Origin of the sequence: Tenacibaculum retecalamus, assembly GCF_027941755.1 — a bacterium.
GTDB classification, from domain to species: Bacteria; Bacteroidota; Bacteroidia; order Flavobacteriales; family Flavobacteriaceae; genus Polaribacter; species Polaribacter haliotis_B.
In genome coordinates, this window is record NZ_CP115916.1 from 2,526,254 (window position 1) to 2,541,946 (window position 15,693).

Below are 15,693 nucleotides of genomic sequence, written 5' to 3' on the forward strand. Positions count from 1 at the left end.
ATGCCTGTTCACAAAACATTAACGGTAAACGAAACCACTAAAGTATTGATTTGGAAGATTGAAGAATCTTTTGAAAATTTATCTGAAGGCATTGAACTTACTCAAAGTAGTAAAGACCGAGTTAACAACATGAAATCGGATTTACACCGTAGGGGTTTTTTAAGCGTTCGTCACTTACTAAATAAGTTTGGCTATACTGATGCAGACTTAATATATGATGAATACGGAAAACCGCATTTAAAAGACGGTAAATTTATTTCGATAACACATTCTTTTACTTTTTCGGGTATTATAATTTCTGATGACAAACCCGTAGGTATCGATATTGAAAAACAACGAGATAAAATCTTAAAAATAGCCCATAAATTTACGCCGATTGAAGAATATAAATCGATTGCAAACCACGAAGCTTTAGTAAGTAAACTAACCATTGTTTGGGGAGCCAAAGAGAGTTTGTATAAAATTTACGGAAAGAAAAAATTACTCTTTTTAGATAATATTTACATTGAAGATTTCTCTTTTGAAACAAACGAAACTTCTGGTAAAATTTTATACGAAGGTGTTACCGATGAATACAAAATTTACTTTTTAGAAACGGAAGGTTTTACTTGTGTGTATGCTAGTTAGAAAAGACAAATCCTAAAAGTTTACACTCTTCATAAAGATGCCAGTTACAAACTTTGTAACTTTGCCACTTTGAAACATATTGTATGAAAATATCTGTAGAACTTACCTTAACACCGCTTCAAAATGAATTTGAAGCACCAATTATTAATTTCATAAAAAAACTGAGGGCTTCTGGCTTAACAGTTCTTGAAAATCCGTTAAGCACACAAGTGTATGGAGATTACGATATCGTAATGCAAGTCGTTACTGCAGAACTAAAAAATTCCTTCGAATTAATCGATAAAGGAATATTATTTATGAAAATTGTAAAATCTGATCGTAGTAATTATGAGCCAAGTTTTTGATTTTCTTTTTAATCAGTACGCAACCTACTCGACTTTAGATATTTGGTTAGAAATTATTGCCGTAATTTTTGGTTTTTTATCGGTTTGGTTTTCTAAACAAAATAAAATTTGGGTGTTCCCTACTGGAATGATTAGCACCGCTATTTTTGTGTATCTTTTATTAAAATGGCAACTATTAGGCGATATGATGATAAATGGTTACTATTTTATCATGAGTATTTACGGTTGGTATATTTGGACTAGAAATGTAGATGCAACTCATGTTACCCCTATTTCAAGCACAACTTTAAAAGAAAAGAAAACAAGTGCTTTTATCTTTTTTGCAACTCTAATTTTTGTATTTGCTGTATATACTTATTTTGATAAATGGAACAATTGGACAGCTTATGTAGATACTTTTACTACCGCTATTTTCTTTGTAGGAATGTGGTTGATGGCGAAACGTAAAATTGAAAATTGGATTTATTGGATTATTGGAGATATTATTTCTGTGCCTCTTTATTTTTACAAAGGCTTTACGTTTACAAGTTTTCAATATTTAATTTTTACCTTTATTGCCGTTAGCGGTTATTTAGCATGGAAAAAAAGCTTAAACAAAAAAACAGCAACCTTGTAAAGGTTGTTTTATTCGGACCCGAAAGCACTGGTAAAACTACACTTTCTGGACAATTAGCACGTTATTACAATACTGTTTGGGCTCCAGAATTTGCCCGTGAATATTTACAAGACAAATGGAATAACGAACGTAAAATTTGTGAACAAAAAGACATAATACCTATTGCCGAAGGACAAATAAAACTAGAAAATGATTTATCGCTAAAAGCGGATAAAGTTTTAATTTGCGATACCGATTTACTAGAAACAAAAGTATATTCAGAAGAATATTATGGCGGTTTTGTAGATCCTATACTCGATGAAGCAGCTATTGAAAACTCGTACGATATTTATTTTTTAACGTATATTGATACTCCGTGGGAAGCTGACGATTTACGTGATAAGCCAGGCGAACGTTTAGAAATGTTTACTGCTTTTGAAAACACCTTAAAAAAACACAATCGCCCATACGTTTTATTAAAAGGAGATAAAGAAACGCGATTGAAAAAAGCAATTGAAATTATTGATGGATTACTTTCTAAAAAAGAAAATCTGTATTCTTTTTCTACTACTTTAAACAAACCTTCTTTATAATTATGAATCCGCACGAACTTGTTAAAGAATTAAAATTTAAAGCCATAAGAAGTTCTGGTGCTGGCGGGCAACATGTAAATAAAGTATCGTCTAAAATAGAATTAACTTTTGACCTTGCTAATTCTAATCAATTATCTGAAAGACAAAAAGAAATACTCTTTAAAAAACTAGCTTCTCGACTTACCAAAGAATATGTTTTAATATTATTTTCTGATGAAACTCGTTCTCAACACAGAAATAAAGACCTTGCTATAAAACGGTTTTTAGAGTTAATTACTCAAGGTTTAAAAAGACCTAAAATAAGAAGAGCCACCAAACCTAGTAGAGGATCTGTTTTAAGAAAAGCTGAAAACAAAAAAAGAACTTCCATTAAAAAAACATTGAGAAAGAAACCAAAACTCGATTAAACAGCTAAATACTTCGCAAAAATCTTAGCCCTGATTGAACGGTTTGTTTGAGCTCTTTTGAGGTACGAAAAAAGCGAGTAGTGAAAGCAGGAAATGGCTTCAAAATAAAATTCTTACATTTTTTATGTTAACAACTTTTCGCTAGCCTAACATTACACTTAAAATTATCTATTCTTTTGTTTTCAATTATAAAATTCGCTTTACCTTTGTCGCGTTCTCGTAAAGGGGTGCCTATATCGGCTGAGATCATACCCAATGAACCTAGAACAGGTAATGCTGTTTAGGGAGGCGATAATCGCCATTTTGTAAAACAAACTTTTGTGAACAAGGTAACGTATCTTTATGTAAAAGATATTTTCGCTACCCTCACAATAACGTAAGCAATCAATTATTCAACAATAACAAGGAATAATTACCTCTTTTTATTCGATTTTATTTTATAAAAAAATGAGACCGATGTCTTTTAATAAACAACTAAAAGCTGTAGCTTTTTTAATCGTATTATTTACTGCTATAACAGTAAATGCACAAAACTTTATTATAACGGGTAAAGTAGTTAACAATAATCAAGAAGCACTTGTAGGTGCTACCATTGCTGTAAAAGAATTAAAAAAAGGAACCGCTACTGATTTTGACGGAAACTTTAAATTAAAACTAGAAAAAGGAATATACGATATTGAAATTTCTTTTGTAGGTTTTAAAACTTTAGTTAAAAACATAGCTGTTTTAAAAGATCAAAATATTACCATTCAATTAACTTCTGACGCTACTGTTTTAGAAGAAGTATTAGTTGCTGCAGTGCGTGTACAAGCTGACGCACCTGTAACACACTCTAACTTATCTAAAAAAGAAATTGCGAAACGTAATTTAGGTCAAGATATTCCAATGTTACTAAATTACTTACCTTCAGTTGTTACGACGTCTGATGCTGGTGCTGGTGTTGGATATACTGGTATTCGTGTTCGTGGTTCAGATGCTACACGTGTAAACATTACCATTAACGGTATTCCTTATAACGATAGCGAAAGTCAAGGAACTTACTGGGTAAATATGCCTGATTTTTCTTCTTCAACTCAAAGTATTCAATTGCAACGAGGTGTAGGAACATCTACAAATGGTGCTGGTGCTTTTGGTGCTAGTTTAAATGTATTAACCGATAGTGGTTCTGATGAAGCCTTTGGTGAAATTGCTACTTCTTTTGGTTCTTTTAACACCCAAAAATATACTGCAAAAGCAGGAACAGGAAAGTTAAATGATCATGTTAAATTTTCTGGTCGTATTTCAAGAATTACTTCTGATGGATACATAGACAGAGCTTCATCAAACTTAAAATCGTACTTCTTACAAGGTAGTTATGTTGATGATAATACACTAATTAAAGGACTTGTTTTTGGTGGTCATGAAATTACATATCAATCATGGAATGGAGTTGATGCTGCTACTTTAAAAACTGATAGAACTTTTAATTCTGCTGGTGCTTTGTATGATGTTAATGGAAATGTAAAAGGTTTTTATGGTAATGAAGTAGATAACTACAAACAAGACCATGCACAATTACATTGGAATCAAAAGTATTCTGATAATTTATCATCTAACATTGCTTTACATTATACTTTCGGAAGAGGTTTTTACGAACAATATAAGCAAGCTTTAAACTATGATGTAAATTGGAATGTAATAGGAGCTTTACCAATCGCTAATCAAGATGAAAATAATACGGATTATATTAGAAGAAAGTGGTTGCGTAATAATTTTTATGGTGTTACTTATAATGTAAACTACAAAAAAGACAACTTAAATCTTCTTATAGGTGGTGCTTGGAACAAATATGAAGGTGATCATTTTGGAGAAGCTATATGGTCTCGTTTTTCTGGCAATGGAGAAATAAGAAATAACCTTTATGATAATTATGGAAACAAAGAAGACTTTAATCTTTTTGTAAAAGCAACTTATAAAGTAAACGAACAACTTTCTTTATTTGCTGATTTACAAAACAGAAATGTTAATTATACAGCAAACGGAGTTCAAACAAATTTAGTGGACGATACTTTTAACTTTTTTAATCCAAAAGCTGGTTTAAACTACAAGTTCAACACCAACAACAGTGTTTATTTCTCATATGCGCGTGCACAAAGAGAGCCTAATAGAACTGATTACGAAAACGGAAATCCGAAACCAGAAAAATTAAATGATTTTGAATTAGGTTGGCGTTTGAATACTGGTAATATTAAAATTAACACCAACGTATATTATATGGCGTACCAGGATCAGTTAGCTTTAACTGGTGAGATTGACAATGTAGGATCGCCTATAAGAGCTAATATTGGCGAAAGCTATCGCTTAGGTTTAGAAATTGACGCCTCTATAAACATTACCGATTATTTAAATGTAACTCCTAACCTTACTATTAGTAAGAACAAAAACATTTCTTTTAAAGAAACTAACGGAAACACAGTTACTGTATTAGGTGATACTGATATTTCTTATTCTCCTAATTTTATTGCCGCTAATACAATTAACATTCGTCCTACTGACAATTTTAATATTGCATTATTATCAAAATATGTTAGCTCACAGTTTATGAGTAATAACGAATTGAGTGCATCAAAATTAGATGGTTATTTTGTTAATGACCTAAATCTTAATTATACAATTAAAACAAAGTCGATATTTAAAAGTATTATTTTTTCTGGATTGATAAATAATATTTTTAATAAAGAATATAGCTCTAACGGATATATGTGGGGTACAACTCCTTATTATTTCCCACAAGCAGGAACAAACTTTTTACTTGGAGCTACTTTAAAGTTTTAAATTAATTATCGACTCTGTTCGAATGAATATCTCTAAAATCCTAAGCTTTTGCTTGGGATTTTTTTGTGTAAAAACACATCATTTTATCTTTAATTTCTGATAAACAAACTTCATTAGCCTTCTTTTAAATAAATTAAAATTACAAACCAATTTCCTTGTTAATTTTAAAAATAAAAACAATTAAAATTTAAAGCGGACATTTTTATCTTCTGTAAAATAATAACTATATTTGTACTATTAAAATAATATTTATGTTTTCAAAATCATGTGAATACGGTCTTCGAGCAATCATATATATTGCACAACAAAGTGCGCAAGATGTTAAAGTGAGTCTAGCTACCATATCTGAAGCCATAAATTCACCACAAGCTTTTACCGCAAAAGTATTACAACAGCTCACACGTAATAATATTATAAAATCTATAAAAGGACCTTACGGAGGTTTTGTTATAGAAGATAATAAAATGGAACTTATTAAACTTAGTGATGTTGTAAAAATACTAGATGGTGATGCTATTTATACAGGCTGTGGTTTAGGTTTAAGTAAATGTAATGAAAAATCACCTTGTCCGCTACATTTTCAATTTGTTGAAGTTCGTGACAAACTTAAAGCAATGTTAAATAACACTACTTTATTAATGCTTGTTAACGATATGAATTCAGATACTTTTTTTTAAAAAGATAAAATTTAATTTTATAACGGACAAAAAGATCCATATATATCTTATGAAGAAAATAATTATAATAACATTTATTTGGATTGGTTTTATAGGCGCTATTAGTTTTATGGAATCTTGGCTTAAATTTCAAGCACCTAACATAACAACCAAGCTTGGTTTAGGTATTGGCAAACTCGTTTTTGGAGCTTTAAACATATTGGAAGTAGCTTTTACTTTAATAATTACCAGTATTATACTACTCTCTAAAAAACAACAAATATCTTATGTGTTTCTCATTGTAGTATTTGTTGTAGCACTCCAAACATTTTGGATGTTACCTACTCTAAACGAACGAGCAGAATTAATTATTAAAGACATACAAGTCCCTAAAAGCAAACTACACTTTTTATATGTTTTAGCAGAAGTAATAAAAGTGAGTTGCCTTTTCTTTTTCGGAATTAATCAATTTAAAAAGTTAACAATAAAATGAAAACACAAACATTAAAGTCAATTAAAAATTACACCTCTTTTAAAATGATAATTAAACACAATGGATATAAATAACCAAACTCTAGTAAGCAATATTGTTGCGAAAAATTACAAAGCAGCCAACATTTTTAAATCTTATGGAATAGATTTTTGCTGTAATGGAAACAGAAGTATAGAAACGGTATGTGACGTAAATAATGTTAACAAAAACACCTTAATTAAGCAAATAGTAAATTGTTTTAAAACGGAGACCGATACCAATGATTATAAATCTTGGGACATCGATTTTCTTTCTGATTATATTTATAACAAACATCATAAATACATCGAAAATAAAACACCTGAGATTAAACAATACCTAGATAAACTGTGTAGCGTACATGGAAAAAAACATCCTGAATTGTTTGAAATAAATACGTTGTTTTCTGAAAGTGCAAACGATTTAACAATCCACATGAAAAAAGAAGAATTAATATTATTTCCGTATTTCAAAAAACTTGCAATGGCTAATAGAAATAACAGCACTATTTCCAATCCACAATTCGATAGCGTAAAAAGCCCCATCAAAATGATGCATAAAGAGCATGATAATGAAGGGCTACGATTTAGAAAAATAGCCGCTTTAAGCACTAATTACACTCCGCCAAAAGATGGCTGTAGTACATACAAAGTAACTTTTTCTTTATTACAAGAATTTGAAGAAGACTTACATAAACATATTCATTTAGAGAATAATATTTTATTTAAAAAAGGAATTGATTTAGAACAAACTTTACAAAACTAGAAGGAAACATGAAAAAAACTTGGATAGCATTTATTAGCGTTGTAGCACTTTCATTTATAGCACTAATTTGGGTAGGTACCGAAGTGTATCAAACACAACCTCCCATACCAGAAAAAGTGATTGTAAAAAACTCTGGAGAGGTTGTTTACACCAAAGAAGACATTCAAATAGGTCAAAATGTATGGGAGTCTATTGGAGGAATGGAGGTTGGCTCTATTTGGGGACATGGTAGCTATGTTGCACCAGATTGGACGGCTGACTGGATACATAAAGAAGCTGTATATTTACTAGAAAACTGGTCAGAAACTGATTTTCAAAAACCATATAACAACTTAGATCTAGAAAATAAGGCTGCTATTAAAGCTCGTTTGATTAACGATATTAAAACCAATACGTATAATAGTAATACAAAAACTGTTACAATATCAAAAGAACGATTGGCTGCAATTAAAGCAAATGTAAAGCATTATACTTCTATTTTTTCTGAAGGAAAAGAGCAATACGCAATCCCTAAAGGAGCATTAACAGACCCTATTAAATTAGAGCAATTAAATGCTTTTCTATTTTGGACTTCTTGGGCCGCAAGTACCAACAGACCAAATAAAGATTATACCTATACTTCAAACTGGCCACACGAACCTTTAATTGATAATGTTATTACCAAAGACTCAATTATATGGTCAGGATTATCAATTGTATTATTACTGTTGTTTATTGGAGTTTTAACATTTTATTATTTAAGAAATCACGAAAAAGGAGATTTGATAACAAAACCTGATAGCGACCCCTTAACGGGAATGACGCTAGTTCGTTCACAAAAATCTGTCTTAAAATATTTCATTGTCATATCTCTTTTAATAGGACTACAAGTCGTACTAGGTATTATAACAGTGCATTATACCGTAGAAGGGCAAGCATTTTTTGGCTTTGATTTAGCAAATATTTTGCCATATTCTATCACCAGAACCTGGCATACGCAATTAGCCGTATTTTGGATTGCTGCTACATGGCTAGCTACTGGTTTATTTTTAGCTCCAATGATTTCGGGAAAAGAATTTAAATATCAAGTTTTTGGTATAAATTTTTTATTCGTAGCATTAATTATCATTGTCTTAGGTTCAATGTTAGGAGAATGGTTAGGTGTACATCAATTTCTAGACTTAACAACTAATTTCTTCTTTGGTCATCAGGGTTATGAGTATATGGATCTAGGAAGGTTCTGGCAAATATTCCTTGGTATTGGTTTAATTCTATGGGTTTTTATGGTTGGAAGACATATTTTACATGCCATACGTAAAAACGATGCTTCAAAAAATTTACTGATTATTTTGTTAGTATCTGTTGTTGCTATTGGTATGTTCTTTTTCTCTGGATTAATGTATGGTGAAAATAGTAGTTTACCTGTAATCAATTATTGGAGATGGTGGTTAGTGCATTTATGGGTTGAAGGCTTCTTTGAAGTTTTTGCAACAGTAGTTATTGCCTTTATTTTCTCTAAAATGGAAGTAATTTCGACAAGAACTGCAGGTAGAGTTTCTGTCGCTTCTGCAACCATATTTTTAGCAGGTGGTATTATCGGAACCTTACATCATTTATACTATTCAGGCACTCCAATTCAAGCCATTGCTTTAGGAGCCACTTTTAGTGCTTTAGAGGTCGTACCACTAACCCTAATGGGGTTTGAAATTAAAGAAAGCTGGAGTCTTTTAAAAAGTAAACCTTGGATGCTAAAATACAAATGGCCTATCTTTTTCTTTATAGCGGTTTCTTTTTGGAATTTTATAGGTGCTGGTGTATTCGGTTTCCTTATAAATCCACCAATTGCCTTATATTACATACAAGGATTAAATACTACTGCTGTGCATGCACATACCGCTTTATTTGGTGTATATGGAATGCTAGGAATGGGGTTCATTCTAATATGCCTACGATTTTATTCTGATAGAATTTGGGAAAGTAAAAAATTAAAAAGAGCCTTTTGGTTATTAAATATAGGATTAATAGCCATGGTATTATTTAGTTTACTTCCTATTGGTATAATTCAAGCATACACCTCTATTACAAAAGGATACTCTTTTGCTAGAGATGCTGAATTACTATACTCACCAGTAGTACAAACCTTAAAATGGCTTCGAATGATTGGAGATATTATTTTCTCTGTTGGAATATATTACTTCTGTTGGTTTACTATTTCTGAAACTATTTATAATTACAAAAGGAAAAACAGTACGAATTAATTTTTTAGCTCTTGTTATTTTAAACTTTTGAGAATATCTTTTTTCTAAAAATAAAAAACCTAAACAAAATGTTTAGGTTTTTTATTTCGCTTATATTAGATTTCTTTTTAATTTTAAAAACAATGAAATCAATAAAAAAAATTATAAAAATTTTATCTTTAATAATTACGCTAACTTTACTGTTTAGCTGTGAAGACGATTGCACAAAAACGGTTAACATACCAAAATACGATCATAACCAAATGGAGTTTATTGATAATTATGAGGAAGTTCCGTGTGATTTTGAAGAACCAGTAGTTGACCCTGTAAATGATCCTATTTAATATTATCAAAGTATAAAAAAACCGAGTTTAAAACTCGGTTTTTTATTATGAATCTATTCTACCAACAGCACAACTAACAAATGATTTTGCTTTGTGTACTATGGTATTTTTGTTACCTACTTCTGGATAGCCTAGTTTTGATAACTTTTCTTTTACTTGCTCTATATTATCCTTTTCTGAGTTAACGGTAACAATAGATTTTTCTACATCGATTTCAACATTTGAAATTGCATCTATAGCTAACAACCCTTTTTTAATGGTAGCTGCACAACCTCCACATTTTAAATTCTCAATATATATTTCTTGTTTCATTTTACTCATTTTTTTGTTTCCATTCGTTATAACCTCCTAAAACATTATAGGTTTCAAAACCTTTTTTTAATAGTAATTCTGATGCAATTTTAGATCGACCTCCAGATCGACAATAAATATATACCGGTTTTGTTTTATCTAACTTCTCTAAAGCAATATTTTCAAAGTTATTAGCTGTTACATTTATCTCAATGGCTTTTTTAATAACGCCTTCTGCCCATTCGCTAGGAGTACGAACGTCTAGTAATTGAATATTTTCATTCGTTTTTAGTACAAGTTGCAAATCATCGACAGAAATATCTTTTACCCCATTTACTTTTGATGTACAAGACAATAGTACTGTAAAAATCATCCCTATAAAAAGAATCTTTGTCTTCATGCTAGTTTATTTTAATGTTGACGGACAAACGGTTACTGTTCTGGCAATATTCGTTGCTTTTATCGCTGCATAACCACCTGCTACATCAATTACATTGTGGTACCCTCTTGCTTTTAAAATTGAAGCTGCTATTACCGAACGATATCCGCCGGCACAATGGATATAAAAATCTTCGTTTTTAGGAAATTCTTCAATATGATCATTTAAAAAATCTAACGGAGTACTTGGTACATCAACAATGTGTTCGTTTGAGTATTCTCCTGGTTTACGAGCATCAAAAACTTTTGCATTATTGTTTATAGCTTCCTCTAAATCATCCGCAGAAACAGATCGTAAAGTATCAATTTCTTTACCTGATGCTTTCCAAGTTTCGAAGCTTCCGTCTAAATAACCTAAAACGTTATCAAAACCGACACGTGATAAACGCTTAATCGTTGTTTCTTCTTCTCCAACAGGGGTTATTAATAAAATTGGTTGCGTTACATCTTTTATTAAAGCGCCTACCCACGGAGCAAACGTTCCGCCTAAACCAATAAATATTGATTGCGGTATAAATCCTTTTATGAAGTCAAATTGATGACGAACATCTAAAATTATTGCATCTGTATTATTTGCTACATTCTCAAAATCAGTTACCGATAACGATATTGCACCTTTTTTTATAACCTCATCAATAGATTCGTATCCTTCCTTGTTCATTTTTACATTTAAAGGAAAATAAGCTGGTGGCGGCAATAATCCATCAGTTACTTCTTTTACAAATTCTTCTTTGGTCATATCAGCTCTCAAAGCATAATTGGTTTTCTTTTGATCACCAATTGTTCCAATAGTTTCTTTGCTTAAATTTTTTCCGCAAGCAGAACCTGCTCCATGTGCTGGATACACAATAACCTCATCTTCTAAAGTCATTATTTTAGTACGTAAACTATCGTATAAAAAACCTGCTAAATCATCTTGAGTGAGCGCTCCTTTTTGAGCTAAATCTGGGCGACCTACATCTCCTAAGAATAAGGTATCTCCACTAAAAATAGCATGATTTCTTCCGTTTTCATCTTTTAACAAATAAGAAGTACTCTCCATTGTATGCCCAGGAGTATGTAATACTGTAATTGTAATATTACCTATTTTAAAAACCTCACCGTCTGTTGCTACATGAGATTTATAACTTGTTTGAGCGGTTGATCCATACACTATTGTTGCTCCTGTTTTTTCTGCTAACGTTACATGTCCGCTCACAAAATCGGCATGAAAGTGCGTTTCAAAAATATATTTAATTTTTGCATTGGCCTTACTCGCTTTATCGATATAATTTTCGACTTCACGTAGTGGATCTATAATGGCAACTTCTCCGTTACTTTCAATATAATAAGCTCCCTGAGCCAAACAACCTGTATAAATTTGTTCTATTATCATTACTCTTAGTATCTCTATATTTAAATATTAAAATAACAGTTTATATGCTGTATATAAAATGATATTTATCATTTTGATTATTAATTAATCGTACGCCTGATGTATATATTGTGCGTATTTTTTTTGATTTTGATTATCGCCTGTTTTAAAAAAATTAACTGCGCCATTGGCACGCATAAAAAAGTGGTTTAAACTTACCTCTTCTAATACGCCTCCTCTAAAAAAAGCATCTCTTACAGGTGCCTTTTACTCCTGCAAAATAAAATGCTATGTTTCTTTTGTTGTAATATCTAATACGTTCCTTTAGCATTTCTATACCAGTACTATCAACACGGTTGATACTTTCTGCATCTAGTACAATTAGCTTCAATGATTTTCCTTTTTCTGCCGTCATTTCATCTAACTTCTCACGAAAGTAATTTGAATTTGCATAAAATAATTGCGCATCAAAACGAAAAACTAATATTTCCTTATCTGTAATTACTTCTTTAAATCTGTTTTTATTTCGATAAAAATCAGAGCTAGGTACTTTTCCTAATTCGACTACATAAGGCCTAGATGTTCTAAAAATCAATACAATTAAAGACAAACCAACACCGATTAATATTCCGGGTTCAATTCCGAAGAATATAGTCGATAAAAACGTTGCAACTAACAACCAGAAATCTAAATTATTTGCTGTCCATAATCTTTTAGCTTCTTTTACATTTATTAAATTAAATACCGCTACTATAATTATTGCTGCTAAAACTGTTTTAGGTAAATGATAAAATACTGGTGTTAAAAACAGCAATGTTAGTACCACCATAATTACAGCTACAATTGCTGAAACACCTGTTTTACCACCTGCTTCTTCATTAATCGCTGAGCGAGAAAAACTAGAAGTTGACGGGTATGATTGAAATAAAGAACCTACAATATTACTTAAACCTAAGGCTACTAATTCTTGATTAGGTCTTATTCTGTATTCATCTTGTTTTGCTTCTAATGTTTTTCCTATGGATATAATTTCCAAATATCCTACCATTACCAATGTTGCTGCTATTGGTGTCAACTCTCTAATTAAAGCAATATCAATAACTGGAATCGTGAATTTTGGTAAACCCGACGGAATTTCTTTTACAATTGCGACATCTGTTAAATAGCTTCCAAAAAAACGAAGCGTCACTATTCCTAAAACCACAACAATTAAAGCATTTGGTATTTTCTTGTTTATTTTTCTACAAATCATAATCACAACACATGCTGTAATTCCGATAATAGTTGCATTTGTGTTGAAATGTCCTATTCTATTAATAATATCTTCTATAAGAATATGTACTTGATCACTTTGTAAAAAATCTACTCCAAGTAAATTTCGAAACTGATTTAATCCAATAATAAGTGCTACAGCAGATGTAAACCCTATAATTACAGGTCTTGATAAAAAATTTACAATAAATCCTAAACGAAACAACCCCATTAAAAGCTGAATACTCCCTACCATTAATGCTAATAAAATGGCAATAGCAATATAACTTTCAGATCCTATTAATGCCAATGTCGAAACTCCTGTTGCTACAATTAAAGAATCCATTGCCACAGGATCAATTGCTACTTGACGAGATGATCCAAAAACTGCATACATTAATTGCGGTACCAAAGCTGCATACAAACCATAAATAGGTGGTAATCCTGCAATTAATGCATACGCAATTCCTTGTGGAATTAAAACAGTTGCTACAGTTATACCCGCTACAACATCACCTCTAAACTGTGATTTCTTGTAGTTTGGTAACCATTCTAATATAGGGATGAGTTTTTTTAGTAATTTCATTTTAAAAAAAGACCTCCTTGAGTTGATTCCTTTATTCTTCCTAAGTGTTTATATGCCAAGTCGGTTACTTCTCTACCTCTTGGAGTACGCATTATAAAGCCTTGTTGAATTAAAAACGGTTCATATACTTCTTCAATCGTTTCAGTATTTTCACTAACTGCAGTTGCAATGGTACTAATTCCTACTGGTAGCCTCCTTTAAATTTATCAATAATAGTTACTAAAATTTTATTATCCATTTCATCTAAACCATGCGCATCAACATTCAATGCTTTTAATGCATAAACAGCTATTTCAATTGTAATACTTCCATTCCCTTTTATCTGAGCGAAATCTCGTACTCTTCTCAATAATGCATTAGCAATACGAGGTGTTCCTCTACTCCTACCTGCAATTTCTATTGCTGCTTCCATAGAAATTGGTACTCCTAAAATATGTGAACTACGTTGAATAATAGTAGTCAGTAATTCTGTTGAATAATAATGCAAACGACTACTGATTCCGAAACGAGCTCGCATGGGTGCTGTTAACAACCCCGATCGTGTTGTGGCTCCTACTAAAGTAAAAGGTTCTAAATTTATTTGAACTGTACGTGCATTGGATCCTGACTCAATCATAATATCGATTTTATAGTCTTCCATTGCTGAATATAAATACTCTTCTACAATGGGACTTAGTCGATGAATCTCATCAATAAACAACACATCTCGTTCATCAAGGTTTGTTAATAACCCTGCTAAATCTCCGGGTTTATCTAAAACTGGTCCTGAGGTTACTTTAATTCCAACTCCTAACTCATTTGCTAGAATATGAGCCAAGGTAGTTTTTCCTAACCCTGGAGAGCCATGAAACAACGTATGATCTAATGCTTCATCACGTTGATTAGCGGCTTCTACAAATATTTTTAAGTTATCAATTGCTTGATCTTGTCCTGAAAAATCATCAAAAGAAAGCGGACGTAGTTTTTTTTCTACATCTAAATCTTCGTTTGATAAATTGGTGTTTTCAGGGTTTAAGTTTTCGTTCATATGGGCACAAATATACTTGAAATAGACTGTTTGGTTTGTAATAATTGTTACGTAACAATGTTAGCAATGCTAAGATACATATAACTAGATAAAGTTATAAAGTAAAAAACCTGAAACAATATTTATTGTTTCAGGTTTAATTTACTTAAGGTTAAAACCTCACACTTATTTTCTATCCTGTAATGCGAATACTTGACGTAATAAAGCAGTATCTCGTAAACCAACTTTTTCACGAATTCCTTTTTCTTCAACTTCAATCATCGTAAAAACTCCTTTTAAAGCTTCCCCCGTAACATAATCCGTTAAATCAGCATTCACTTTCTTTACAAATGGAATTTTATTATATTTATTAATTAAGTTTGCCCAAATTTTATCTGCTCCTACTTTACTAAAAGATTTTTTTATTACGGGGTTAAACTGACTGTACAATGCCGTATTTGTTTTTCCTTTTAAATAAGATGTTGCTGCGTTTTTATCTCCTAATAGAATATTTTTTGCATCATTAAAACTTATTTCTTTTACCGCGTTTACAAAAATTGGTGTTGCTGTTTTTACAGCGTCTTCTGCAGTTCTATTAATAGCCTTTAAGCCTTCATCAGCTAAACTACTTAACCCTATTTTTCGTAAACCTTTATCTACTGCTTGTAATTCTTTTGGCAAAATAATTTTCACTAACTCATTTCGGTAAAATCCATCTTTTGCTGTTAATTTAGATACCTGATGTTGAATCCCTTTATCTAATGCTTGGCGTAAACCATTTCCGATTTGTTCTTGTGACAAAACACCTCCTGTTGGCAATTGATTTACTACTTTTTGTAATTCTGCACATCCTGTAAGTAAAACTACAAATGCTACTGCTATAACTTTTTTCATC

The 15,693-nt window shown here is 31.3% G+C and carries 16 protein-coding genes and 1 pseudogene; 11 read left to right on the forward strand and 6 right to left on the reverse strand.

Going from position 1 to position 15,693, the window contains the following annotated elements; genetic code table 11:
• The 11 genes from PG912_RS11945 to PG912_RS11995 all read left to right on the forward strand — a co-directional run bounded on the left by PG912_RS11945 (window position 1) and on the right by PG912_RS11995 (window position 9,872).
• Complete coding sequence (locus tag PG912_RS11945) at window positions 1-627, forward strand: 4'-phosphopantetheinyl transferase family protein (protein ID WP_275687713.1); 627 nt, start codon at window positions 1-3, stop codon at window positions 625-627.
• 83 nt (window positions 628-710) lie between these two features.
• Window positions 711-971: a hypothetical protein gene (locus PG912_RS11950; protein ID WP_275687714.1), complete on the forward strand. Its 261-nt coding sequence runs from the start codon at window positions 711-713 to the stop codon at window positions 969-971.
• Entirely contained in the window at window positions 955-1,587 is a 633-nt protein-coding gene (gene pnuC / locus PG912_RS11955; RefSeq protein ID WP_275687715.1) for a nicotinamide riboside transporter PnuC, read from the forward strand. The genes PG912_RS11950 and pnuC overlap by 17 nt, the downstream gene beginning before the upstream one ends.
• Window positions 1,548-2,159: an ATP-binding protein gene (locus tag PG912_RS11960; protein ID WP_275687716.1), complete on the forward strand. Its 612-nt coding sequence runs from the start codon at window positions 1,548-1,550 to the stop codon at window positions 2,157-2,159. Before pnuC ends, PG912_RS11960 begins: the two co-directional genes overlap by 40 nt.
• 2 nt (window positions 2,160-2,161) lie before the next feature.
• Window positions 2,162-2,566 (forward strand): alternative ribosome rescue aminoacyl-tRNA hydrolase ArfB, encoded by a 405-nt coding sequence (gene arfB, locus PG912_RS11965; protein ID WP_275687717.1) that lies wholly within the window; start codon window positions 2,162-2,164, stop codon window positions 2,564-2,566.
• 456 nt (window positions 2,567-3,022) lie between these two features.
• Window positions 3,023-5,380 carry a TonB-dependent receptor gene (locus PG912_RS11970; RefSeq protein WP_275687718.1) on the forward strand — a complete coding sequence of 786 codons (2,358 nt, stop codon included), beginning with the start codon at window positions 3,023-3,025 and terminating at the stop codon, window positions 5,378-5,380.
• A 251-nt stretch (window positions 5,381-5,631) separates the two neighbouring features.
• Window positions 5,632-6,057, forward strand: a complete 426-nt coding sequence (locus PG912_RS11975; RefSeq protein WP_275687719.1) for an RrF2 family transcriptional regulator — start codon at window positions 5,632-5,634, stop codon at window positions 6,055-6,057.
• 49 nt (window positions 6,058-6,106) lie between these two features.
• The gene (locus PG912_RS11980; protein WP_260587032.1) at window positions 6,107-6,529 is read left to right on the forward strand and encodes a hypothetical protein; all 423 of its coding nucleotides are present in this window, start codon (window positions 6,107-6,109) and stop codon (window positions 6,527-6,529) included.
• A gap of 60 nt (window positions 6,530-6,589) precedes the next feature.
• Window positions 6,590-7,312, forward strand: a complete 723-nt coding sequence (gene ric, locus PG912_RS11985; RefSeq protein WP_275687720.1) for an iron-sulfur cluster repair di-iron protein — start codon at window positions 6,590-6,592, stop codon at window positions 7,310-7,312.
• Between the two features lie 8 nt (window positions 7,313-7,320).
• Window positions 7,321-9,549, forward strand: a complete 2,229-nt coding sequence (locus tag PG912_RS11990; protein ID WP_275687721.1) for a nitric-oxide reductase large subunit — start codon at window positions 7,321-7,323, stop codon at window positions 9,547-9,549.
• Between the two features lie 122 nt (window positions 9,550-9,671).
• Entirely contained in the window at window positions 9,672-9,872 is a 201-nt protein-coding gene (locus PG912_RS11995) for a hypothetical protein (RefSeq protein WP_275687722.1), read from the forward strand.
• Between the two features lie 45 nt (window positions 9,873-9,917).
• Here the strand turns inward: PG912_RS11995 and PG912_RS12000 are convergent, their stop codons facing one another.
• From PG912_RS12000 to PG912_RS12025, 6 genes and pseudogenes are all read right to left on the reverse strand, one after another.
• Entirely contained in the window at window positions 9,918-10,184 is a 267-nt protein-coding gene (locus tag PG912_RS12000) for a heavy-metal-associated domain-containing protein (protein ID WP_275687723.1), read from the reverse strand.
• Window position 10,185: 1 nt separating this feature from the next.
• On the reverse strand, window positions 10,186-10,563 hold the full coding sequence (locus tag PG912_RS12005) for a rhodanese-like domain-containing protein (protein WP_275687724.1): 378 nt from the start codon (window positions 10,561-10,563) through the stop codon (window positions 10,186-10,188).
• A 6-nt stretch (window positions 10,564-10,569) separates the two neighbouring features.
• Window positions 10,570-11,976, reverse strand: a complete 1,407-nt coding sequence (locus PG912_RS12010) for an MBL fold metallo-hydrolase (protein ID WP_275687725.1) — start codon at window positions 11,974-11,976, stop codon at window positions 10,570-10,572.
• 217 nt (window positions 11,977-12,193) lie between these two features.
• The gene (locus PG912_RS12015) at window positions 12,194-13,792 is read right to left on the reverse strand and encodes a SulP family inorganic anion transporter (RefSeq protein ID WP_275687726.1); all 1,599 of its coding nucleotides are present in this window, start codon (window positions 13,790-13,792) and stop codon (window positions 12,194-12,196) included.
• Window positions 13,789-14,819: pseudogene (gene ruvB, locus PG912_RS12020) on the reverse strand (Holliday junction branch migration DNA helicase RuvB). The gene PG912_RS12015 and the pseudogene ruvB overlap by 4 nt, the downstream one beginning before the upstream one ends.
• A 165-nt stretch (window positions 14,820-14,984) precedes the next feature.
• Window positions 14,985-15,692 carry a DUF4197 domain-containing protein gene (locus PG912_RS12025; protein ID WP_260587041.1) on the reverse strand — a complete coding sequence of 236 codons (708 nt, stop codon included), beginning with the start codon at window positions 15,690-15,692 and terminating at the stop codon, window positions 14,985-14,987.
• Window position 15,693: the final 1 nt, after the last annotated feature.

Coding starts and splice junctions, on each gene's coding strand:
- arfB (WP_275687717.1), top strand. CDS start 2,162: ATGAATCCGCACGAACTTGTTAAAGAATTAAAATTTAAAGCCATAAGA.
- PG912_RS12000 (WP_275687723.1), bottom strand. CDS start 10,184: ATGAAACAAGAAATATATATTGAGAATTTAAAATGTGGAGGTTGTGCA.
- PG912_RS11995 (WP_275687722.1), top strand. CDS start 9,672: ATGAAATCAATAAAAAAAATTATAAAAATTTTATCTTTAATAATTACG.
- PG912_RS12015 (WP_275687726.1), bottom strand. CDS start 13,792: ATGAAATTACTAAAAAAACTCATCCCTATATTAGAATGGTTACCAAAC.
- PG912_RS12010 (WP_275687725.1), bottom strand. CDS start 11,976: ATGATAATAGAACAAATTTATACAGGTTGTTTGGCTCAGGGAGCTTAT.
- PG912_RS11990 (WP_275687721.1), top strand. CDS start 7,321: ATGAAAAAAACTTGGATAGCATTTATTAGCGTTGTAGCACTTTCATTT.
- PG912_RS11970 (WP_275687718.1), top strand. CDS start 3,023: ATGTCTTTTAATAAACAACTAAAAGCTGTAGCTTTTTTAATCGTATTA.
- PG912_RS11960 (WP_275687716.1), top strand. CDS start 1,548: ATGGAAAAAAAGCTTAAACAAAAAAACAGCAACCTTGTAAAGGTTGTT.
- PG912_RS11950 (WP_275687714.1), top strand. CDS start 711: ATGAAAATATCTGTAGAACTTACCTTAACACCGCTTCAAAATGAATTT.
- PG912_RS12025 (WP_260587041.1), bottom strand. CDS start 15,692: ATGAAAAAAGTTATAGCAGTAGCATTTGTAGTTTTACTTACAGGATGT.
- PG912_RS11975 (WP_275687719.1), top strand. CDS start 5,632: ATGTTTTCAAAATCATGTGAATACGGTCTTCGAGCAATCATATATATT.
- PG912_RS11980 (WP_260587032.1), top strand. CDS start 6,107: ATGAAGAAAATAATTATAATAACATTTATTTGGATTGGTTTTATAGGC.
- ric (WP_275687720.1), top strand. CDS start 6,590: ATGGATATAAATAACCAAACTCTAGTAAGCAATATTGTTGCGAAAAAT.
- pnuC (WP_275687715.1), top strand. CDS start 955: ATGAGCCAAGTTTTTGATTTTCTTTTTAATCAGTACGCAACCTACTCG.
- PG912_RS11945 (WP_275687713.1), top strand. CDS start 1: ATGCCTGTTCACAAAACATTAACGGTAAACGAAACCACTAAAGTATTG.
- PG912_RS12005 (WP_275687724.1), bottom strand. CDS start 10,563: ATGAAGACAAAGATTCTTTTTATAGGGATGATTTTTACAGTACTATTG.